Origin of the sequence: Streptomyces sp. NPDC086835 (assembly GCF_044745705.1) — a bacterium.
In the GTDB taxonomy this organism is placed as follows: Bacteria; Actinomycetota; Actinomycetes; order Streptomycetales; family Streptomycetaceae; genus Streptomyces.
This window is the reverse complement of record NZ_JBIVAU010000002.1, coordinates 906,536-928,624: the sequence shown is the minus strand read 5'-3', so window position 1 is coordinate 928,624 and position 22,089 is coordinate 906,536. Positions and strand designations below refer to the sequence as shown.

Below are 22,089 nucleotides of genomic sequence, written 5' to 3'. Positions count from 1 at the left end.
GTCATGGCATGGCCTTGCGGGCGGTGGCGAACCGCGGCCGCTTGTTCAGGTCGGGGTGGTCGGCTGCGTCGGCCCAGCCGGATTCCTCGTTGAAGATCCACGGCACCTGCCCGCCCTGGGTGTCGGCGTGCTCGATGACGACGAGGCCGCCGGGCCGCAGCAGCCGGTGCGCGGTGCGTTCGATGCCGCGGATGGTGTCCAGGCCGTCCTCGCCGGAGAACAGGGCCATCTGCGGGTCGTGGTCACGCGCCTCGGGTGCGACGTACTCCCACTCGGTGAGCGGGATGTACGGCGGGTTGGAGATGACCAGGTCGACCTGGCCGTCGAGCTCGGGCAGCGCGGTGAGGGCGTCGCCGTGGTGGACGGTGACGCGGGATCCTTCAGCGTTCTTGCGGGTCCACTTCAGGGCGTCCTCGGACAGCTCCACGGCGTGCACGCGCGAGCGCGGCACTTCCTGGGCCATCGCGAGGGCGATGGCCCCGGAGCCGGAGCACAGGTCGACGATGAGCGGCTCGACGACGTCCATGGCGCGTACGGCTTCTATCGCCCAGCCGACGACCGACTCGGTCTCGGGGCGCGGCACGAACACTCCGGGGCCGACCTGGAGTTCCAGGTAGCGGAAGAAGGCACGCCCGGTGATGTGCTGGAGCGGCTCGCGCGCCTCTCGGCGGGCGACGGCCTCCCAGTAGCGGGCGTCGAAGTCCGCGTCCTTGACGTTGTGGAGCTCTCCCCGCTTCACGCCGTGCACGAACGCGGCGAGCTCCTCCGCGTCGAACCGCGGTGACGGCACGCCGGCGTCGGCCAGCCGCTGGGTGGCTTGGGCCACCTCGGCAAGCAGCAGGTTCACGTGCCTACCCTTCCTGTGACGCTCGTGCGGACGATTCTCTGACCTACGGGACTACGGGAACTGCACCGGCTCCGCCGGGTCGCGGGCTACTGGGCAGCCGCGAGCTTGGCGGCGGAGTCGGCGTCGACGCACGCCTGGATCACTGCGTCCAGGTCGCCGTCGAGCACCTGGTCCAAGTTGTACGCCTTGAAGCCGACGCGGTGGTCCGAGATCCGGTTTTCCGGGAAGTTGTACGTACGGATCTTCTCCGACCGGTCGACCGTTCGGACCTGGCTGCGGCGGGCGTCCGCGGCCTTGCTCTCGGCCTCCTCCTGGGCTGCGGCGAGCAGCCTGGAGCGCAGGATACGCATGGCCTGCTCCTTGTTCTGGAGCTGGCTCTTCTCGTTCTGGCAGGAGGCGACGATGCCGGTCGGCAGGTGCGTGATGCGCACGGCGGAGTCGGTCGTGTTGACGGACTGGCCGCCGGGTCCGGAGGAGCGGTAGACGTCGATGCGCAGGTCGTTGGCGTGGATCTCGACGTCGATCTCCTCGGCCTCCGGCGTGACCAGCACACCGGCGGCGGAGGTGTGGATACGGCCCTGGGACTCGGTGGCGGGCACGCGCTGCACGCGGTGCACCCCGCCCTCGTACTTCAGCCGTGCCCAGACGCCCTGGCCCGGCTCGGTCGCGCCCTGGCCGCCCTTGGTCTTGACGGCGACCTGGACGTCCTTGTAGCCGCCGAGCTCGGACTCGGTCGAGTCGATGATCTCGGTCTTCCAGCCGACGCGCTCCGCGTAGCGCAGGTACATCCGCAGCAGGTCGCCCGCGAACAGGGCGGACTCGTCGCCGCCCGCGCCGGCCTTGACCTCGAGGATGACGTCCTTGTCGTCGCTGGGGTCGCGCGGGACCAGCAGCAGCCGCAGCTTCTCGGTGAGCGCCTCGCGCTGCTTCTCCAGGTCCTTCACCTCGGCGGCGAACTCCGGGTCGTCCTGGGCCAGTTCACGGGCCGTCCCGATGTCCTCACCGGTCTGCTTCCAGGCGCGGTACGTGCCGACGATGGGCGTCAGCTCGGCGTAGCGCTTGTTCAGCTTGCGCGCGTTCGCCTGGTCGGCGTGGACCGAAGGGTCGGCGAGCTTCTTCTCGAGATCGGCGTGCTCGCCGATCAGTTCCTCGACCGCTTCGAACATCGATGGCTCCTGGTTTCGTACGCGAAGGGGTGGCTGCGGTGGCTGCTCAGAACGGACAAAGCGCCGGTCCCGGCCACCCCGCGGGGGGCGGCCGAGGACCGGCGCAGTGGCTCGCTACTTCGTGGCGGAGCCGGCAGCCTTGCCGAAGCGGGCCTCGAAGCGGGCCACACGGCCACCGGTGTCGAGGATCTTCTGCTTGCCCGTGTAGAACGGGTGGCACTCGGAGCAGACCTCGGCGCGGATGTTGCCGCTCTGGATCGTGCTACGCGTGGTGAACGACGCACCGCAGGTGCAGCTGACCTGGGTCTCGACGTACTCGGGGTGGATGTCGCGCTTCAAGGTGTCTCCTAGGTTCGGGAGGGCGCCGGGTCGCACGGGCGGGGATGCTCGTACGTGAACCGGGGCCGACGTACCAGTCTGCCAGGACCGGCCGTATCTCCCAAAACCGGGGTGGTCGCCGAAGTATTCCTGACGACCGAAGTGGGTATTACGGGCTCTTCACGACAGTGGCGGCGTCGCCCTTGTCGCCCGCCGAGTCCCGCACCGCCGAGGCCGGGATCGGCCTGTCCTGCTTGAGCGCCGTCCACACCTGCCGGGCACCGGTCTCGACGGGGACGACGCGGTTGGGGTCGGCGGGGTCGTACTCCACCGGCATGGTGATCATGTTGACGTCCTCGGCGCCCAGGGCGCTGAGGCCCTTGGCGAAGCCCATCAGCTCGTTCACCGAGTCCAGTTCCGAGTCGGGCGTGATCGCCTTGGTGCCCGCGTCGGCGAGGTCCAGGAGCTTCTTCGGGCTGCTGAACACGCCGACGTCCTTGACCTGCTGGATGAACGCCTTCATGAAGGCCTGCTGGAGCTGGATGCGGCCGAGGTCGCTGCCGTCGCCGACGCTCTTGCGGGTGCGTACGAGGCCGAGCGCCTGCTCCCCGTCCAGGCTGTGGGTGCCGGGCGGCAGGCTCAGGTGGCTCTTGCTGTCGTTGATCGGCTGCGTGGTGGTGATGTCGACGCCGCCGAGCTCGTCGATGAGCTTCTTGAAGCCCGTGAAGTCGACCTCGATGTAGTGGTCCATGCGGATGCCGGACATCGCCTCGACCGTCTTCACGGCGCACGCGGGGCCGCCGAGCTCGTAGGCGCTGTTGAACATCGCCCGCTCGTCGCCGGGGACGTCGGTGCCGTCACGGCCGGTGCAGTCGGGCCGCCCCACCATGGTGTCGCGCGGTACGGACACGACGCTCGCGGTCTTGCGGCCCTGGTAGACGTGCACGACCATCGCGGTGTCGGAGCGGGCGGCGCCGTCGTCGTCGCCGTACCCGGAGTTCGCGCCGGAGCGTGAGTCGGAGCCGAGCACCAGGATGTCCATGGATCCGTTGTCGACGTTCTTCGGGCGGTCCTCGCCCAGTGCCGTCTCGATGTCGACGCCCTGGAGGTTCCCGTTGAGCTTGAAGTAGAGAAGGCCGAGACCGGAGCCGCCGACGAGCACCAGGGCGGCCGCGACCCATGCCACGACCGTCCAGGCCCGGCGGGCCTTCGTGGGCTGCTTGCGGCGTCTGCCGCCGCTCGGAGGTCCCCCCACGCCCCCTGGGCGTAGGGGGAGTATTCGGCCGCCGCTGCTGCTCTGCTCGCTCATGCTCTCCTCGGCTCTCGCTGCTCCCGCTACCCCCGGGGGTGGTGTTCAGGCGCGGTTCGTCGTAGTTGCTCAGACGTCGGAGCAGCGAGAAGCGTTGCACGGCCCGGTGAGAACTCCCTGAGAACGCCTCGGGCCCACCGCGCCGTGCGCGGTGGGCCCGAGGGACAGCTCCAGGGACCGGGTCCGCCTTGTCACCAGCGGTCGGTGCCGGTGGTGGAGGCGGAGGCGTGGTCCCGCGCCGGGCCCGTGACGGGCCCGGCGGCTGTGGCGAAGCTCTCTCAGTCGTTGCCGTTGCCGGCCGACGGAGTCGTCTTCTGGATCTGAAGCAGGAACTCGCCGTTCGACTTGGTCTGCTTCATCTTGTCGAGCAGCAGCTCGATCGCCTGCTGCTGGTCGAGCGCGTGCAGCACACGACGCAGCTTCCAGGTGACGGCGAGCTCGTCGCTGCCGAGCAGGATCTCTTCCTTACGGGTGCCGGACGCGTCGACGTCCACCGCCGGGAAGATGCGCTTGTCGGCGAGCTTCCGGTCGAGCTTGAGCTCCGCGTTGCCGGTGCCCTTGAACTCCTCGAAGATCACCTCGTCCATCCGCGAGCCGGTGTCGACCAGCGCGGTGGCCAGGATGGTCAGCGAGCCACCGTCCTCGATGTTGCGCGCGGCACCGAAGAAGCGCTTCGGCGGGTACAGCGCGGTCGAGTCGACACCACCGGACAGGATGCGTCCGGAGGCCGGGGCCGCCAGGTTGTAGGCGCGGCCGAGGCGGGTGATCGAGTCCAGCAGGACGACCACGTCGTGACCCAGCTCGACGAGGCGCTTGGCGCGCTCGATGGCCAGCTCGGCGACGGTCGTGTGGTCCTCCGCGGGACGGTCGAAGGTCGAGGAGATGACCTCGCCCTTCACCGACCGCTGCATGTCGGTGACCTCTTCCGGACGCTCGTCGACCAGGACGACCATCAGGTGGCACTCGGGGTTGTTGTGGGTGATCGCGTTGGCGATCGCCTGCATGATCATGGTCTTACCGGTCTTCGGCGGGGCCACGATCAGGCCTCGCTGGCCCTTGCCGATCGGCGCGACGAGGTCGATGATCCGGGTCGTCAGCACGCCCGGGTCGGTCTCGAGACGCAGCCGGTCCTGCGGGTACAGCGGGGTCAGCTTGTTGAACTCCGGCCGTCCGCGGCCGGATTCGGGCGCCATGCCGTTCTGGGAGTCCAGACGGACCAGCGCGTTGAACTTCTCGCGGCGCTCTCCGTCCTTGGGCTGACGGACGGCGCCGGTGACGTGGTCACCCTTACGCAGGCCGTTCTTGCGGACCTGGGCGAGGGAGACGTACACGTCGTTCGGGCCGGGCAGGTAGCCGGAGGTCCGGATGAACGCGTAGTTGTCGAGGATGTCCAGGATGCCCGCGACGGGGATCAGGACGTCGTCCTCGGAGACCTGCGGCTCGCCGGCCTGGAAGTCGTCACGGCCACGGCGGCCACGGCGGTCGCGGTAGCGGCCGCGGCGTCCGCGACGGCCACCGGCCTCGTCGTCGAAGTCGTCCTGGGGGCCGGTGCTCTGCTGGCCGCCCTGACGCTGCTGGCGCTGGCCGCCACCGCCCTGCTGCTGGTCGTCGCCCTTGCCACGGCGGTCACGCTGACGCTCACGGCGCTCGCCGCGGTCCCCGCGCTCGCCCCGGTCGCCACGCTCAGCGCCGCGGTCGGCCCGGTCCCCGCGGTCGCCGCGGTCGCCTCGCTGGCGGTCACGACGGCCTTCGGCGGTGTCCACGGCGGCGTCGGCCTTGGCCTCGGGCCGCTCGTCGGTCTTGACATCGGTCTTGACCTCGACGGCGGTGTCCCCGCGGGCCTCGGTACGGGTCTCCGGGCTGCCCGCCTGCGCCGTGGCGCGACGGCGGCGGCGCTCACCGGCCGGCTGGTCGTCTCCCCCAGAGCCTGCGGCCTGGGCGGTGCCCCCAGCCGGCTGTCCCGGGATGTCGATCTGCTGCTGGGCGACAGCCTTCTCGGGCTTGTCGGCCTTCTCCGCCTTCTCGGCGGCGGGGGCAGCGGCCTCGTCACCCGTGCGGGTCTTGGACGTGGCGCGGCGCTTGGGCTTGGCAGGGGCCTCGCCGGCGCCCGCCTCGGCGCTCTTCGCCGGGGAGGTCCCTCCGGCCTGCGCCTCCTTGATGACCTCGATCAGCTGGCTCTTGCGCATACGCGCGGTGCCCCTGATGCCGAGGCCGGACGCGACCTGCTGCAGCTCGGCCAGGACCATGCCCTCGAGGCCGGTGCCGGAGCGGCGGCGCCGTGAGGTGGTGCCCGAGGCAGCACCTGCGGCGGGCGCGGCGTTGTCGACGTTGTTGTCGGCAGTCACGCCCATCAGATCGGTGGTGTCGCTCACGAAGGGTCCTTCCCTGGAGCGGACGTCGGCCTTCTGGCTCGGCGACCGGTTGTGCTGTCCGGCTGCGGTCCCGGGTGTGGGCCGTGCCGGAGCGGTGGTCCCGCCGGAGAATTGACGGCGGAGAGAGATACATGCATACGTGCAAGGTCCGGCCCGAGGTCCCCCTGCTCGGCCCACTCCTGGAAAAAGCGAGGGGTGTCGTGCCGGTTCCGGAGCGTGCTCGAAACTGCTCAGGCAGGCTGCTCAGGCAGTTTGGGGAGGCTCACGGAAGAATGGTGGCCCCTATGAGGGACGCAAAGCGCCGCGTCGTGAGGACGACGACCGCTGACTTGAGGTTAACACTACCGGCTCCAACAAACATTCCCCCTCTCTCTCACCGGCAATCGTGTGGCAATCGTGTGTCCCTAGGGCGCGAGCGGCAGAACGCTCGCACCCGCGGCGTCGAAGGCGAGCCGGTTGGCCGCCCAGCCCTCGCCCGCCAGCCGTGCGACCTTGTCGGCCGCACTGTCCTCGGCCAGCGCGAGCACCGTGGGGCCCGCGCCGGAGATGACTGCGGGGATGCCGTCGGCGCGCAGTCGGTTCACCAGATCGACGCTCTGCGGCATCGCCGGGGCCCGGTACTCCTGGTGGAGACGGTCCTCCGTGGCGGGCAGCAGCAGCTCAGGACGCCTGGTCAGGGCCTCGACGAGGAGAGCGGCCCGGCCGGCGTTGGCGGCGGCGTCGACATGCGGGACGGTGCGCGGGAGGAGCCCGCGGGCCGTCTCCGTGAGCACCGGCTTGGACGGAACGAAAACCACCGGAACGACGGAATCGGCGGGATCCATCCTGATCGCGCGCGCCGCTCCCGATTCGGTCCAGGCGAGGGTGAAACCGCCGAGCAGACAGGCGGCGACATTGTCCGGGTGGCCTTCGATCTCGGTCGCGAGCTCGAGCAGCGCCACGTCGTCGAGCTTCGCGTCGCCCCCTATCGTCACGGCGCGGGCGGCGACGATGCCGGCGCAGATCGCGGCCGAGGAGGAGCCGAGACCGCGGCCGTGCGGGATGCGGTTGGCGCAGACGACCTCGAGGCCGCGCGGCTGTCCGCCGAGCAGGTCGAAGGCCGTGCGCAGGGCCCGTACCAGCAGGTGGTTCTCGTCCCGGGGCAGGGTCGACGCGCCCTCACCGGCGATGTCGATGTGCAGACCGGAGTCCGCGACCCGGACGACCACGTCGTCGTACAGACCGAGCGACAGCCCGAGGGCATCGAAGCCCGGACCGAGATTGGCGCTGGTTGCAGGGACGCGCACCCGGACGGCGGCGGCGCGGAACGCTGGACCGGCCATCGCTCGACGACTCTCCTTGGTTCTGAACTGCGGGATGTACAAGATTTGTTCGAGAAGCTGCAACACCCGTGGGCCTCGGCGGCGGCAGCAGCGCGACGGCAACGACACCGCGCATATGCGGCGGGCCGGGTTCGGGTACAGCCTATCGAAGGAAGGTTCACCTGCGACATAGGGCGCACAGGAGGCGCACGATGCGTGTCGCGAGCCTCCTGTGCCTCTACGTGTGACGTTGTCCGGGTTGCCATACTTTCCAGTAGGGCAACCGGACGGGCGCAAGCGGTCTTCCGGCCGGATCAGGGCCGCGAGCCGCCCCGTTCACGCCAGAGATGCAGCGCCGGGCGGCTACGCGAGCCCGAGGCGTTCCGCCGCCGCGGCCGCGTCGACCGGGACGGTGACCGGCTGGGGCGCTCCGGCGACCGCCCAGTCGGGGTCCTTCAGACCGTTGCCGGTGACCGTGCACACGATCTTCTGGCCCGCATCGACCTTGCCCTGTTCGGCGGCCTTCAGCAGACCGGCGACGGACGCGGCCGACGCCGGCTCGACGAAGACACCTTCCTGCGACGCCAACAGGCGGTAGGCACGCAGAATCTCACGGTCCGTCACCTCGTCGATGAAGCCGCCCGACTCGTCACGCGCGGCGATCGCCTGCGTCCAGGACGCGGGGTTGCCGATCCGGATCGCGGTGGCGATCGTCGACGGGTCCTTCACGACCTCGCCCCGCACGATCGGCGCGGAACCGGAAGCCTGGAAACCCCACATCCGGGGAGTGCGGGAGGACATGCTGTCCGCGGCGTACTCCTTGTACCCCTTCCAGTACGCCGTGATGTTGCCGGCGTTGCCGACGGGCAGCACATGGATGTCGGGGGCGTCGCCGAGCGCGTCGACGATCTCGAAGGACGCGGTCTTCTGACCTTCGATCCGGTACGGGTTGACCGAATTGACCAGCGCCACCGGGTAGTTCTCCGAGAGGCTGCGGGCCAGGTTCAGGCAGTCGTCGAAGTTGCCGTCGACCTGGAGGATCTTCGAGCCGTAGACCAGCGCCTGGCCCATCTTGCCGAGCGCGATCTTGCCCTGCGGCACGAGGACCGCGCAGACCATCCCGGCACGCACCGCGTACGCGGCGGCGGAGGCGGAGGTGTTGCCGGTGGAGGCGCAGATGACGGCCTGCGCGCCCTCCTCCTTGGCGCGGGTGATGGCCATCGTCATACCGCGGTCCTTGAAGGACCCGGTGGGGTTGGCGCCCTCGACCTTGAGGTGCACCTCGCAGCCCGTGCGCTCGGAGAGGACCTGCGCCGGGACGAGCGGCGTGCCACCCTCACGGAGCGTGACGACCGGCGTCGTGTCCGTGACCGGAAGGCGGTCCCGGTACTCCTCGATGATGCCGCGCCACTGGTGGGTGCCGTTGGTGGTCATGGGTCCCTTACTCCCCTTCAACACGCATGATGCTGGCGACACCGCGCACGGTGTCGAGCTTGCGCAGCGCCTCGACGGTCCCGGAAAGGGCGGCGTCGGGCGCGCGGTGGGTGACGACGACGAGAGAGGCCTCGCCGTCCTTGCCCTGCTGGCGCACCGTATCGATGGATACGCCGTGCTCGGCGAAGACCGTCGCGACCTGGGCGAGAACGCCCGGCTTGTCGGCCACGTCGAGGCTGATGTGGTAGCGCGTCACCACGTCGCCCATGGGGCTCACGGGCAGCTGGGTGTACGCCGACTCGCCGGGCCCCGTTGCCTCGGCGAGCTTGTTGCGGCACACGGCGACGAGGTCGCCGAGCACGGCGGACGCGGTGGGCGAGCCGCCGGCGCCGGGGCCGTAGAACATCAGCTGCCCGGCGGCCTCGGCCTCGACGAAGACGGCGTTGTACGCCTCGCGGACCGACGCCAGCGGGTGGCTGAGCGGGATCATCGCGGGGTGCACGCGGGCCGTCACCGACTGCCCGTCCGCCGCTCGCTCGCAGATCGCGAGGAGCTTGACGGTGCAGCCCATGCGGCGGGCGGAGGCCATGTCGGCGGCGGTGACCTCGGTGAGGCCCTCGCGGTAGACGTCGTCGAGCCGTACCCGGGTGTGGAAGGCGATCCCGGCGAGGATGGCGGCCTTGGCGGCCGCGTCGAAGCCCTCGACGTCGGCGGTCGGGTCGGCCTCGGCGTATCCGAGGGCGGTCGCCTCGTCCAGCGCCTCCGAGTACCCCGCCCCCGAGCTGTCCATCTTGTCGAGGATGAAGTTGGTCGTGCCGTTGACGATGCCGAGGACGCGGTTGACCTTGTCGCCGGCGAGGGACTCGCGCAGCGGCCTGATCAGCGGGATCGCGCCGGCGACGGCGGCCTCGAAGTACAGGTCGCGGCCGTGCTGCTCGGCGGCGGCGTACAGCGTCGCGCCGTCCTCGGCGAGCAGCGCCTTGTTGGCGGAGACCACGGAGGCGCCGTGCTCGAACGCGGTGGTGATGAGGGTGCGGGCCGGCTCGATGCCGCCGATGACCTCGATGACGACGTCGATGTCGCCGCGTTTGACGAGCGCGGTCGCATCCGTGGTGACGAGCGCCGGGTCGATGCCCTCGCGCACCTTGGACGGCCGGCGCACGGCGACCCCGGCGAGCTCCACCGGGGCGCCGATGCGCGCGGCGAGGTCGTCGGCGTGCGTCGTCATGATGCGCGCCACCTCTGAGCCGACCACTCCACAGCCCAGCAGCGCCACCTTCAGCGGACGCGTACGCATCATCCGACCTCGCTTCTCATTACTTCTTGGGTGTGGACCAGTCTCGCCCACCGAACCGGAGTTTCTGTCCTCCGTCCGGCATGCGAGACATCTATCTCAACTATCCGACGTCGAGACGCAGGAGATCTTCCTCCGTCTCACGCCGGACGATCACCCGCGCCTCGCCGTCCGCGACGGCGACGACAGGCGGGCGAAGTGCGTGGTTGTAGTTGCTGGCCATGGAACGGCAGTACGCGCCGGTGGCCGGCACGGCGATCAGATCGCCGGGGGCGAGGTCGGCCGGCAGGAACGCGTCCTTGACCACGATGTCGCCACTCTCACAGTGCTTGCCGACGACCCGGCTGAGCATGGGAGCGGCTTCGGAGGTCCGCGACACCAGGGCGACGCTGTACTCGGCGTCGTACAGCGCGGTGCGGATGTTGTCCGACATGCCGCCGTCGACGCTGACGTACGTACGCAGTCCCTCGAGCGGCTTGACGGTGCCGACCTCGTACAGGGTGAACGCGGTGGGCCCGACGATCGCCCGGCCCGGCTCGACGGAGATACGGGGCGACCGCAGCCCGGCGGCCTCACACTCACGGGTGACGATCTCGGTCAGGGACTTCGCGATCTCGTGCGGCTCACGCGGATCGTCCTCGGAGGTGTACGCGATGCCGAGGCCGCCGCCGAGGTCGATCTCGGGCAGCTCGACGCCGTGCTCGTCCCGCACCTCGGCGAGCAGCTGCACGACCCGGCGGGCGGAGACCTCGAAGCCGGCCATGTCGAAGATCTGCGAACCGATGTGGGAGTGGATGCCGATCAGCTCGAGCCCGTCCAGCTTCAGCGCCCGCCGCACGGCCTCCGCGGCCTGACCGCCGGCCAGCGCGATGCCGAACTTCTGGTCCTCGTGGGCGGTGGCGATGAATTCATGCGTGTGGGCCTCGACGCCGACGGTCACCCGGATCTGCACCCGCTGCCGCTTGCCCATGCTCTGGGCGATGTGCGCGACCCGGACGATCTCCTGGAACGAGTCGAGCACGATCCGCCCGACGCCGGCGCCCACCGCCCGCTCGATCTCCTCCACCGACTTGTTGTTGCCGTGGAAGGCGATGCGCTCCGCGGGCATCCCGGCGGCCAGCGCCGTCGTCAGCTCGCCGCCCGAGCACACGTCGAGGTTGAGCCCCTCCTCCTTCAGCCACCTGACGATCGCCCGGGACAGGAACGCCTTGCCCGCGTAGAACACGTCCGCGTCCTTACCGAAGGCGTCGGCCCAGGCGCGGCAACGGGCACGGAAGTCGGCCTCGTCGAGGAAGTAGGCCGGGGTCCCGAACTCCTCCGCCAGCCTGGTCACTTCGATCCCTCCGACGGTCACGACACCGTCGGCGTTACGGGTGACGGTGTCGGCCCACACCTTCGGGTCGAGGGCGTTCAGGTCGGTGGGCGGTGCGGTGTAGTGCCCCTCGGGGAGGACATCGGCATGACGGGGACCGGCGGGGTGTGCGGATCGGCTCATCGGAATCTGGTCTCTCTCACGTCTCACAGATGGTCGGGCGCGCTGATACCGAGCAGGGACAGGCCACCGGCGAGCACCGTCCCGGCGGCTTCAGCAAGGGCGAGCCGGGAACGGTGGGCGGCCGAGGGTTTCTCGTCCCCGACGGGCAGCACGCTGTGCTGAACGCTGCTCTGGAAGGAGAGGAGAGCGTCGGCGGTGACTTCCAGATGCCGGGCAAGCCGGTCGGGCGCCCTGAGCCGGGCAGCGTCAGCGAGAACGGCGGGATGATCGCCGATGGCGGCGGTGACAGCGGGGGCGTCGACATGCTCTTCCGGACTGCCGGCGAACCCGAGCCGCGCGGCGTTGCGTACGAGGGCCCGCGCGCGGGCGTGGGCGTAGCGCACGCGGAAGAGGGGGTTGCGCTCGTGCTGGAGGAGGAGGGCGTGGGGGTTCAGGGTTGGGCGATCCGTCGTGGACCCAGGGCCCCGGGTCGGGCGGTCGGTCAGGGGCCGGTCGTGCGCAGCGGCGGCGATCAGGCCCCAGCGGGTGGCGTCCACGCCGAGTCTCCGTAGCAGCGTGGCCGCGTCGTCGGCGGCGGGAACGGGCGCGATGTCCGTACGGAGTCGGCCCCGCGCGTGCTGGGCCTCGATGCGTACGCCCAGGTCGGCCCAGACGGGGTCGGCGGCGCCCTCGCAGGAGGTCCGGCTCAGGGTGCCCTGCGAGAGCAGGATCCGGCGCAGGGTGTCGGCCATGACGGCGGCCCGTACGTCGGCGCGGCAGGTGGGCTGCTCGACGCGCCCTGTCAGGTCGGTCCAGCCGTACTTCTCACCGCGCTCCAGGACGTCCCGTACGAGCCGCTGCTGGTTGTCGGGCTCGAGGGTGATGTTGAGGAAGCCGGGCCCGGTGATGTCGACGGCGGCGATTCCGGGGGCGGCGGCGATGCGGTGCCCCAGCTCCGCCGCCACCTCGGCGGCAGGCCGGCCGGCCTGCCGCGCCAGCCGCAGCGCGATCCCGGTGGCGTAGTCCCCGCGCCCGCCGGGGCGGGGCCGCTCGACCTTGACGTCCCCAGGAGCGTCGACGCGCAGCGCACCGTCCTCCACGGCACGGCACACGGCGTGCCGCACGGTACGGGAGAGCTCTGCGGGGGTCACGGGACAAGCGTATGGGAGGAAGGGGGGCACTCCGCGAACCGGTTTCGCGATGCGGGCACTGGGGTGGTGGTCGCGGGGGCGGGGGTGGTGGTCGCCGGCGCGGGGGTGCGGGTGGTGGTCGCCGGGGCGGAGGTGCGGACTGGGGTCGCGGGGGTGCGGACTGCGGTCGGGGGCGTCGCCGGTCTCCGGCACGCCGTGGTCACGGACCACGCCGTGGTCACGGACGCGGTCAACCTCTGGCGCTCTCCGCCCGCCCTGCCTCGTGCCTGCCGTCGACGGACGGCGGGCCACCCTCCCCGGACTCGCGGGAGTCCCGGGGTCCCCTCGGGTCTCTGGGCTCCCGGTGCGTCAACTGCCGCACGACCCGCACGAGCTCGGCCGGCTCGAAGGGCTTGGCCAGGAAGGCGTCGACCCCGGCGGCGACACCGCAGTCGACCTCGTACTGCGTACAGGCGCTGATGATCGCGAGGGGGATGTGCCGGGTGCGCGGGTCGTCCCGCAGCAGAGCGGCGGTCCGCAGGCCGTCGAGCCTGGGCATGACGACGTCCAGCGTGACGACGTCCGGCTGCACCTGATGCACCACATCCAGACACTCGGCACCATCGGCCGCGGTCACGACCTCGAAGCCCTCCAGCTCGAGGTTGACCCTGATCAGCTGCCGAATCACCCGGTTGTCATCGACAACGAGCACTCGGCCGGACACGCCGGACACAACTCGAGAGTAGGTCCGCGGACAGGGCTGCGTCCGGGTTTTGCCCACTTCCGCCCCGTGCGGGCGAAGGGCGGGAAGGAGGGGGACGGGTGGACGGTCGATCGTGTACGGGGCGGGCGGCTCCACGCCACAGGTCGGTAGGCGGCTCGGGTCGGGCTGCGGGAGGGTGCGGGGGTCGCTGTCCGGGCAGCCGGCCCGGACCGGAGAAACCCGTTCCGCAGGTCCTCGGAATCCCGTCCCCTGGGACCCGAAATACCTGTTCACGATGACCCTTCGGGAGCTGGTAGGGTTCTACCCGTCGCCACGCAGCAGCGCGGCGCACGCCCCCGTAGCTCAGGGGATAGAGCAACGGCCTCCGGAGCCGTGTGCGCAGGTTCGAATCCTGCCGGGGGCACAGAAGCCGGAACAGCGTGATCACCCCGCTGACCTGCGGAAGTGCCAGACATTGAGAGCCGGACCCAGTCCCACTGGGTCCGGCTCTTGCACGTTGCTGCGCAGTGATTGCGATAGACCTGCGATAAGGCCACCGCTCACATGCCAGTGATGGGGAGCACCTGCGAGCGTGGACAGCCCGGGTCGGCCAGCTCCCCAGGTTGGCCGCTCCTATGTCGCCATCGGTTCTTTCGCCCCTGCCACAGCATCGTGGGCCGAGTGGGCACTGGCCGATTTGTCGCCGCAGTCACCAAGCAGGATAATTTCTATATGACCAGCTGGAAGAAAGGGCTGGCGTGGGGTGGGTTGACCCTTGGCGCGGCCACGGCGTGTGGGTTGATTATCGTCGCCATTGTCGTTGATCTCGATACGGCGGACAGGATCGCAAGCATCATCGGAGCGGTATGCGGTCTAGCAGCCATCTGCATCTCGATCCTCACACTCGTCCGCGCCAGGATCCCCGCCGGAGGTGTTCACGAGGTGAGCCAGGAAGTCGAAGGCTCAACGATTCGCAAGAATAACACCATGATCGGCCGGGTGGGTGGATACCTCCGATACGGCAGGCCTCAAGGAGGCACGGCTCCTGCATCACCACCACGAACCCCCAATCCATCCTCCCCAGTCTCAAACAGCCCTGATTCGACTACGAAACAGAGGTTGAGCAATTCGGAAATCGATGGGGACAATCTACACATAGGACAGGTCGAAGGAGACGCCGACATCGAGCGCGAACCCTGACAAGCACATACGCCCCTTGCATTCAAGTGGAGGGAAAACGTCAGTGTTCGGAAATTCGCCCTCCGTACGAGAGAGCCGGATCGGTGGGCATAACATCCAAATCGGGTCAGCGGGCGGCAACGTGGCTATCTACCTGACTCAGCCAGATTATCGACTGGAGTGGTTGCTGCCTGCGTCAAGCGACTGCTGGGTGCCTTCTTACAGGCGGACCCCAAGTTACCTGCTGGACGCCGGGCGAGCCGTGGTCCCATTCCATCATCGCCCTCCAGAGGAGGCGCTTCTGGACAATTGGTGCAGCAACGAACCAGACCCAATCTCGGTGCTTCTTGTACATGGAGCGGCAGGGCAGGGAAAGACTCGGCTCGCTAATTGTTTGGCCACGGCGGCATACGAAGCGGGGTGGGCAGCCGCTCAGATTCTACCGAACTTTCCCGGCGCCGAAGTGAGCGAAACGGACTGTTCGCAAGACTCACGGCACACCGTGAGTCCCGTTCTGGTAACGATCGATTACGCCGATGGTTGGAGAGCCGACCTTCTAAGTAGGGCAATTCGAAGGCTTCCACACGAACTACCCAACCGCCGGATTCGCGTACTACTACTGGCTCGCAGCGCTTCCGACCTATGGCCCGCACTGCGCGCCCAACTTTCCCAGTCTCCCGCCAACTTGACCGATCCAATCCATCTGCGCGGCCTTTATAGGGATGCTGCGGACCGTATTAAAGGTTTCGGTGTAGCTGTTAGAGCCTTCCAGGAAGCGCTCGACATCACGCCTGAGACCATTGACCCGCCGATTGGCCTCGACCACGACGACTACCATTCTGCCCTCACCCTTCAGATGCACGCGCTCGGGTTGGTTTGCGCCCACCGCGACCAGGAGAACGATCCTACACGCGAAGAACTTTCGACCTATTTGCTCGAGCACGAAGCCCGTTATTGGCATACCAGCAAAACTGCGAGTGTCACCGGCGACCAAGTCGCCGCAACTGTCTTTTATGCAACCGCATTTGGGCCCGCCGATAATGCCGCTGCCGCACGCCAACTACTCATCGATTCCAATTTGGCCAGCGGAAACGCCGCAGCTCGTCAGCTTGTCGAGGCCCACGAACGCTTGTATCCGGCTCGGCCCGGCGCGCAGGAAGGCAGTAGAAGTTCATCAATCAGCAACACAAACGCTAGTAAGCATCAGTATCTAATCCCCTTGCGTCCAGACCGGCTCGGCGAGGACTATCTTGCCGAATACCTGTCAAGACACCCCCAGGACCGTGAGCACCTGAGCCACCTACTCACAACAGAAGCCAGCAAAGGATCCATCGAATCCACTTCACGGCGTCGATGCCTGAGAATCCTGGCCGCTGCATCCCAACGCCACCCGACCGCACGTGAGACACTATGGGCCGCCCTTCGAGCGCGTCCCGATATCGCAACTACTCCTGTTATCCGTGCCGTTATAAATAACGCACCTCGCGACTTGGCGGAGCTGGTAAGCGCCAACATCCCCCGTCATCACAGGGAGATGCTCGCCGCTTCCCGCGACCTCTCCCAACACCTTCTGTTGACTCTTCCGCCGAATACACCGCCTGAGCAGCGGGCGGCCCTCTTGTACTCTTTCGGCATACGGTCTGGGCGCGCGGGATACCTACGAGAAGGCGTTAGTGCCGCGGCAGATGCAGTTGACATTTATAGCAATCTAGCTGCCTCTCAACCGCGCGCATACAGGGCACAGCTAGCCGCTAGCCTGAACTCTCTAGGGTTCGTTTTGGCCAAGGCTGGAGAGAAACGAACCGCTCTCGCCCGAACGAAGGAATCAGTTTGGCTCTACAGACGCCTTGCCGCAGCTGAGCCCTTGATCTTTAGACAAAAACTTGCCATCACCTTGGGACACCTAAGCATTCGATTGGGACAGGCGAATGATAAGTGGGGCTCCCTGCGCGCGATCCGGGAAGCTGTCCACATACTAGAAGAACTCGAAAGCGACAACCCAGAAACCTGCCGTCCTCACCTGGCTAGGAACCTGCATAACCTAGGGCGGGCACTAGCTAGGACTGATAATGAATCTGAAGCGCTCATTCATACCACGGAGGCCGTACGCCTCTACCAGGAATTGGCGCACGAAGAACCAGACAAGTATCGGTACCGCCCAGAGCTGGCGAGAAGTTTGTTGAACAAGAGCGTCTTGACACAGAAGGGCAATATAGACTCTGCTCTCCGCGACATCAGTGACGCAGTAACCATAAACCGATCACTGGAGAAGGCTGTGCCGGATGCGTACCGCCCCCAGCTTGCCCGGTCGCTGGAGGTAGCGGCACGCATGCGGCAGACCAAGGACCTTACTGGCGCCTTGCGCTGCGCTCGTGAAGCCGCCCAAATCTACGAACACTTGGCGGCTGAAGCACCGGGCCTCTACACGGACTCTCTCCGGGCAGCGCTCTCACACACGGAGCAGCTCAAAAGGTTGGCCGAGGCCACGTGACGCTGATCAGGGCGAGGCCCGAACGTCATGCATCGAGCAAATCGAGTGCGACCTCGATCTTCCGGTTCATCACCTGTTCTTGGCCGTAAATGCACCCCTCGTACACGCGGTGAATCACCTCGGGCGAGTTCCCTACGCGACGGGCAACCTCGGCTACGGGTACACCTGCATTCAGCCACGTCGTGATACACGCATGCCGGAGGTCGTACGGCCGGCCACCAAGAATGGACGCCTGCAGGTCCGGCGGAAGAGCGTATTCCCGGGCGTCACGCCACACTCGCCAGTAGGTGCTGCTCCCCACGAGCCCACCCCGCTCGTTGGTGAACAGCCGCCCATCCTTCGCTGAGCCGAACAGGATCAGATGCTCCCGCAGCATCGCTACGAGCGGCGGCGGGATTGGCACCGGCCGATCCTCCGCTGCCTCGCGGGACTTGAGACCGCGCTGCTCATGGCGTTCCCCCGTGTCGGTCCACTTCTTGCCGGAGACGGGCCTCGTCTCACGCAACGTGAGGGTCCCCCAGCCCCTATCCGGGAGGTAGCAGTCGGACTTGCGGAGCCCCACCGCCTCGCTGGGCCGCAGCGCCGCGAAGTACATGACGGCGTAGAACGCCACGAGCCGACGTCCCTTGCTCCTCCCCCACGTGCCGACGTACGAGACGGCCGCCAACAACTGCGCCGCCTGAACCTTGTTCACGAGCACACGCGGGTCCACGCGGTCCGACGCTGAGCGCTGAACCTTCTTGATTGCGCCCAACGGATTCTCTGCGAGTGCGCCTCGTTCGATGGCGTACTCCACAGCCGTGTTCAGCACCCGTCGCCTGCGGCGGGCGGTTTCTCCCGCCGCAGGCGCGCCATCAAGCTTGAAGGCGATGCGGTACTGAACGTCCCGGAGGATGCGCGGGTCGGCTAGCGACGAAACCGGCAGGGACCGCTGAGAGATCCAGGCATACGCACCTTCCAGCTCGGCCGGCGGGTCCTCCCCCGCGTGCTTCGGAACAACTGCCCATCGCAGTGCGAGTCGGATCTCTTCAACCGGAGGCGCCTCGCTGCCCTGTTCCACCATGGCCAGCGTCACCGCCGCCAGGCCGTCCGCGATTCCCTCCCTTGTCTTGGCCGCGCTGGTCGGCCATCGCATCGCCATGTACTCACGGCAGAAGTCGAACCAGGTCACTTCCTCACGGACCTCAGCAGCAGCCACGGCCGCTCGGACCTCGGACTCCGGCAGGCCGTCCCGGATGCGGAATGCCTCCCCTCGCCGCATCGCCTGCCAAAGTTCGGACCTTCGGCTCTCAGCGAGCGCCACCGTGGCAAACGTGGCGCTGCAGACCTTGCCGCCAACTTTCCAGCGAAGCTGATAGGGCCGGGTCTTGCTCTGCGCCTTCGTCACCTTCCACAGGCGTACATCGAGGGAAAACCCCTCCGGGGCCGGGCGGTTGCTTTGCCCGACCCCACGGTTGCCGCCCGACGTCACGCGGTCTCCTCCAGCGTCTCCAGCCACCGGCTCAGCTCCGAGCGGCGGATACGCACCGAGCCGTTCGGGAGCTTGATCGACTTCGGGCCCTTCTTGCACTGCCGCCAGCGGTAGAACGTCGCTCGCGGCACTCCGATCTCTTCAATCACTTGGGGGATGGTCAGCATCTCTTCGCGGGACTTGGCCACGAATGGGCTCCTTACATCGCACGTTTTCTGTGGCTCGTAGGCCGGAATCGCTGACAGAACTGACAGAACCTGCCGTGTAGGGCGCTGACCTGTGGTTTTGGTCGCTTCGTCCGTCGTGACAGAACCCACGAAAACTCCGACAGAACTCTGGGTGCGTGGTTTTGTCACGACGGGCCGCAGGGGGCGGCGTTGGTTCTGTCGGAGTTTCCGGAGGTTTTGTCACAGCGCCTGATACGGCCGTTGCCGCAGGTCAGCGCCGCACTTCGGGGGTTGTGTCAGTTCTGTCGGTCCGGCGGGGTTCTGTCAGGCGCTGCGGGTAAGGCGGGGGTGTACCTCGTAGCGGGGCGAGGGCGGTCGGCCGCCGCGTCCGGTGCGCGGGGGCGGGGGGAGTTGGCGGAGCCAGCCGTGTTCCTCGAGCAGCGCCAGGGCGGGATCGAGGTCGGCGATTGCGGGAAAGTCGCCACGGGAGAGCTGCCGGAACAACTCGCGTTTGGTGAAGCCGCTGAACCGGGCGTCCCGAAGGTGTGTGAGGACCTGGTGGGCGGCTTCCTGCGCGGGGTCGGCGCCCATGGCGTCAAAGACGTGCTGGGCATGGGCGGTGAAGTAGTCGCCCAGCTCGGTTGCCGCCGCGAGCGTGGCGGCCTCGATGGGGCGCTGCCATCCGCCGTCGGGGTGGGTGGCGAGGTGCAGTAGTCCGGCGATGCGGGCCACGGCTCCGTCGCGCTTGCTGGCCCACTTCACGACAGCCGCGAGCGCCCCGCCCTTGCCGATGCGGGATTCGGTGACCTTCTGATAGGCGAGCATCACCGCATCCGCCTCCGGCGTGAGCGTGAGCAGCGCGGGGTCCGTCCATCCGTTCATGGCCATGGCCAGCCCTCCGAGACGCTGCGCGTAGGTGGCCGCGACGTCGTCGGGGATCAGCTCTGGCGTGAGGTTGCGCCGGCCTACCAGCGATTCGGGCTGGGCGTACAGGAAGCGGGCGAGCAGCCCGCGCCCGTCGGCGCCCTTGATCTGCCCGATGGATTCGAGCACTTCCGGCTGCACCGCGAGCCCCATCGTCACGGCGGGCCGCTCGATGTGCTGGGCGTCGCGGCCCTGCCGGTTGACCCGGACCATGTCCCCGGCGTGACCTTTAAGGAAGACCTCCATGTTCGGGGCGCCGCTGTAGCGTCCGGCGATGATGTCGAAGATGCCGCCCTCTGGTGACAGCACCGAGATCCGCCCCTCCTGTTCGGTGAGCAGGGTGGCCAGGTTCTCCGGGGTCACGTCGTCCGCGACGAGCTGAGGCTTGCAGGGGACCTTGATTTCCTCGGCGGCCTGCGCGAGCGCGACGGCTTCGGCGGTGAGCTGGTCGCGCATCCCGGCTTCCGCGTTCGCGGCCTTGGCCGCTGCTTTGTCCGCTGCTGCCTTGGCCAGACGCGCGGTGGTCTCAGCTTCCGCGCGGGCCGGGCCGGACAGTTCCACGAGGGTCTTCTCCACGGCCATCAGCGGCTCCGTCATGAGCGCGAACACGGCGCTCTTGCGGTTGCCCGGATCGAGCGCGACGGCGGTGTAGAGGTTGACCGGCTCGCGCCAGCGTCCCCGGACGCAGACCATGGCCCGGCCGCCGGCCGCCGTGGCGATGACCGCGAGGGCCAGGCACCCGGCGAGGTCTGCCGGGGTCTGGGTCTCCTCGGCGACGGCCGCGACCATGTTCCCGAGCCAGTTGGGCAAGGCGTGCACGGGGAAGCCGGGCAGGTCTCGGCGGCCGGTGAGCGGTACCGGCTCGTCCCACACAGGACCGGTGATCTCTTCGACGGCGAGAGGGTCGAAGCCCTCCCACAGGTCGGTGTCATTCGTGGCGGTCATGCTGCGGTCCCGTTCCGGCGGTCGCCTGGTGTTGGTCCTCGGCAGGCTGGTCAGAGCGAAGGGCAGAAAGGACGCCCTGTCGGGCGGCGACTTTCATGCCGCCCTCCCAAGCACGGCGGTGAGGCCGTTGGCGACCGCCCGTTGGGCGTAGGGCTCGGGAACGCCGACCGATACCGCAGCGGCAACGATCTCGGCTGCGATGGCGTCCAGTCCGCACGGACCGGGGCACTGCGCGTGCTGGGCTCCGAGGAACTGGGCGACCCCGAACGCCTGTGATCCGGCACCGGATTCAGTGCGAGCGCGAACCTTGGCCAGGCCTCGCTCCAAGCCGCTGCGCACGTAGCGCTCTGTGTGGCGGCATCCGGTGGCCACGGTGTGGTCCCACGCTGCGCGCTCGGGAGGTGAAGAGACCACGACGCGGCCGGGAGTGGTCTCTTCCTTGTCCAGCAGGGCGCGTACGGCCGACGGGAGTTCGGTCATGGCTCCGGTGCCCGGTGCGAGCCAGCGGGCATAGGCCATAGCGGATTTGATGTCCACGCCTGGCCGGACGGAGTTGGCCGACCGCATCGTTCCCCGGTAGATCCAGTGCTCTCCGCGCGTCGTCGGGACGGTCCTCGTGGCGGGCAGCGTTGCGCGGGCCCAAGCGACGGCCTGTGAGTCGTCCAGGTCCACGACGGTGAGCCCCGCCCCGGCGGGGTGGTAGGCGACGGCTGCGGCGATGCGCCACATCGGCGCCCAGGCAGTGGAGGTGATGACGTCGGGGTCGGTGGTGGCGGCGGCCCAGCCGTGGCACACCTGCGGGCAGCGGCACCGACCGGCGGCCTTCATGTGCGGCCGGTCGCCGCACACACTGCCCGCGCAGGCAGGGCAGTTCCCGAACGGGACCTTGCCCTTGCGCAGGGGCAGCACGGGCACGCCGGCCGATGCGAGACGGAGCGCGGAGTGCAGAGGGTCCGGCAGGGGCGGCCGGTGGCCGGGCGCTCGCCCGGCGGGGGTCGGTTGCGTCATGCTGGGGGTTCTCCTGTTTCTTTCGGAGGGACGGAGAGCCGGGGCGGTCGCGGTCTTTGGCGAGAGAGCGACCGCCCCGGGCGTATCTACTTGCTGGTGACCCACTGGGCGTACTGCTGGCGGACGTAGCCGCGCGGGTCTTCCACGTCGGCCTGGTCGTCCAGGTCCATCACGCGGCGCGCTGCTTCGATCGCGACTTCTCCCGCGTCGCCGGGGGCGTCGTCGGTGAGGGCGATGCGATCGAGGACGGCAGCCTTGCGGAGCCAGAACTCGCGCCCGAGCCATCCGTAGGTCGGCCGGCCGATGGCCTCGTTGGCGGTCCATCCGATCTCGCTGATGATGCTCGGGGCGAGGGCGTACGCCTCTTCTGGCGTCGGCCACGTCTCCGGCTGCGGCTCACCGTCGGTGAAGTGGTCGGCGGTGACGTACAGACGGGCGCGCTCTCCGTCGCGGGTGGCGTACTGGCGTACCGGGCCGGTGGCGAACGCTGCGGCAAGGGTCTTGGTCACGCGGTCGGTGTCGGCGGGGTCGCAGATGATGCGGATCTCGAACATGG

General features: G+C 68.5%; 18 protein-coding genes and 1 tRNA gene. 3 read left to right on the top strand and 16 right to left on the bottom strand.

Going from position 1 to position 22,089, the window contains the following annotated elements; translation table 11 throughout:
* Position 1 precedes the first annotated feature (1 nt).
* From prmC to ACIPJI_RS10305, 11 genes are all read right to left on the bottom strand, one after another.
* Positions 2-847: a peptide chain release factor N(5)-glutamine methyltransferase gene (gene prmC / locus ACIPJI_RS10355; protein WP_005311874.1), complete on the bottom strand. Its 846-nt coding sequence runs from the start codon at positions 845-847 to the stop codon at positions 2-4.
* An 86-nt stretch (positions 848-933) separates the two neighbouring features.
* Complete coding sequence (gene prfA, locus ACIPJI_RS10350) at positions 934-2,013, bottom strand: peptide chain release factor 1 (RefSeq protein WP_307708308.1); 1,080 nt, start codon at positions 2,011-2,013, stop codon at positions 934-936.
* A gap of 114 nt (positions 2,014-2,127) precedes the next feature.
* Entirely contained in the window at positions 2,128-2,352 is a 225-nt protein-coding gene (gene rpmE, locus ACIPJI_RS10345) for a 50S ribosomal protein L31 (protein ID WP_307708307.1), read from the bottom strand.
* 148 nt (positions 2,353-2,500) lie between these two features.
* Positions 2,501-3,640, bottom strand: coding sequence for an LCP family protein (locus tag ACIPJI_RS10340; protein WP_402245539.1), 1,140 nt, complete (start codon positions 3,638-3,640; stop codon positions 2,501-2,503).
* Between the two features lie 278 nt (positions 3,641-3,918).
* Positions 3,919-6,012, bottom strand: coding sequence for a transcription termination factor Rho (rho, locus tag ACIPJI_RS10335; protein WP_356621028.1), 2,094 nt, complete (start codon positions 6,010-6,012; stop codon positions 3,919-3,921).
* 404 nt (positions 6,013-6,416) lie between these two features.
* Entirely contained in the window at positions 6,417-7,334 is a 918-nt protein-coding gene (gene thrB, locus ACIPJI_RS10330; protein ID WP_307708304.1) for a homoserine kinase, read from the bottom strand.
* Positions 7,335-7,676: 342 nt separating this feature from the next.
* On the bottom strand, positions 7,677-8,747 hold the full coding sequence (gene thrC, locus ACIPJI_RS10325; protein WP_402245537.1) for a threonine synthase: 1,071 nt from the start codon (positions 8,745-8,747) through the stop codon (positions 7,677-7,679).
* Positions 8,748-8,754: 7 nt separating this feature from the next.
* Complete coding sequence (locus ACIPJI_RS10320) at positions 8,755-10,044, bottom strand: homoserine dehydrogenase (protein WP_307710491.1); 1,290 nt, start codon at positions 10,042-10,044, stop codon at positions 8,755-8,757.
* A 100-nt stretch (positions 10,045-10,144) separates the two neighbouring features.
* Positions 10,145-11,536 (bottom strand): diaminopimelate decarboxylase, encoded by a 1,392-nt coding sequence (gene lysA, locus ACIPJI_RS10315; protein WP_307708302.1) that lies wholly within the window; start codon positions 11,534-11,536, stop codon positions 10,145-10,147.
* Positions 11,537-11,559: 23 nt separating this feature from the next.
* Positions 11,560-12,666, bottom strand: coding sequence for an ArgS-related anticodon-binding protein NrtL (gene nrtL / locus ACIPJI_RS10310; protein WP_402245536.1), 1,107 nt, complete (start codon positions 12,664-12,666; stop codon positions 11,560-11,562).
* Between the two features lie 229 nt (positions 12,667-12,895).
* Positions 12,896-13,426, bottom strand: a complete 531-nt coding sequence (locus ACIPJI_RS10305; protein WP_402245533.1) for a response regulator — start codon at positions 13,424-13,426, stop codon at positions 12,896-12,898.
* Positions 13,427-13,700: 274 nt separating this feature from the next.
* On the opposite strand from ACIPJI_RS10305, the gene ACIPJI_RS10300 reads away from it, so the two are divergent.
* The 3 genes from ACIPJI_RS10300 to ACIPJI_RS10290 all read left to right on the top strand — a co-directional run bounded on the left by ACIPJI_RS10300 (position 13,701) and on the right by ACIPJI_RS10290 (position 17,018).
* Positions 13,701-13,772: transfer RNA gene (locus tag ACIPJI_RS10300), tRNA-Arg, on the top strand.
* A gap of 308 nt (positions 13,773-14,080) precedes the next feature.
* Positions 14,081-14,548, top strand: a complete 468-nt coding sequence (locus ACIPJI_RS10295) for a hypothetical protein (protein ID WP_402245531.1) — start codon at positions 14,081-14,083, stop codon at positions 14,546-14,548.
* Positions 14,549-15,212: 664 nt separating this feature from the next.
* Positions 15,213-17,018, top strand: coding sequence for a hypothetical protein (locus ACIPJI_RS10290; RefSeq protein WP_402245529.1), 1,806 nt, complete (start codon positions 15,213-15,215; stop codon positions 17,016-17,018).
* A 25-nt stretch (positions 17,019-17,043) separates the two neighbouring features.
* Here the strand turns inward: ACIPJI_RS10290 and ACIPJI_RS10285 are convergent, their stop codons facing one another.
* The 5 genes from ACIPJI_RS10285 to ACIPJI_RS10265 form a co-directional block, all read right to left on the bottom strand.
* Entirely contained in the window at positions 17,044-18,414 is a 1,371-nt protein-coding gene (locus ACIPJI_RS10285; protein WP_402245808.1) for a tyrosine-type recombinase/integrase, read from the bottom strand.
* A gap of 71 nt (positions 18,415-18,485) precedes the next feature.
* Positions 18,486-18,677, bottom strand: a complete 192-nt coding sequence (locus ACIPJI_RS10280; protein WP_402245527.1) for a helix-turn-helix transcriptional regulator — start codon at positions 18,675-18,677, stop codon at positions 18,486-18,488.
* 303 nt (positions 18,678-18,980) lie between these two features.
* Complete coding sequence (locus tag ACIPJI_RS10275; RefSeq protein WP_402245525.1) at positions 18,981-20,525, bottom strand: YfjI family protein; 1,545 nt, start codon at positions 20,523-20,525, stop codon at positions 18,981-18,983.
* Between the two features lie 93 nt (positions 20,526-20,618).
* The gene (locus ACIPJI_RS10270) at positions 20,619-21,533 is read right to left on the bottom strand and encodes a bifunctional DNA primase/polymerase (protein ID WP_402245523.1); all 915 of its coding nucleotides are present in this window, start codon (positions 21,531-21,533) and stop codon (positions 20,619-20,621) included.
* An 86-nt stretch (positions 21,534-21,619) separates the two neighbouring features.
* Positions 21,620-22,087, bottom strand: coding sequence for a hypothetical protein (locus ACIPJI_RS10265; RefSeq protein ID WP_402245521.1), 468 nt, complete (start codon positions 22,085-22,087; stop codon positions 21,620-21,622).
* Between the last annotated feature and the right edge of the window lie 2 nt (positions 22,088-22,089).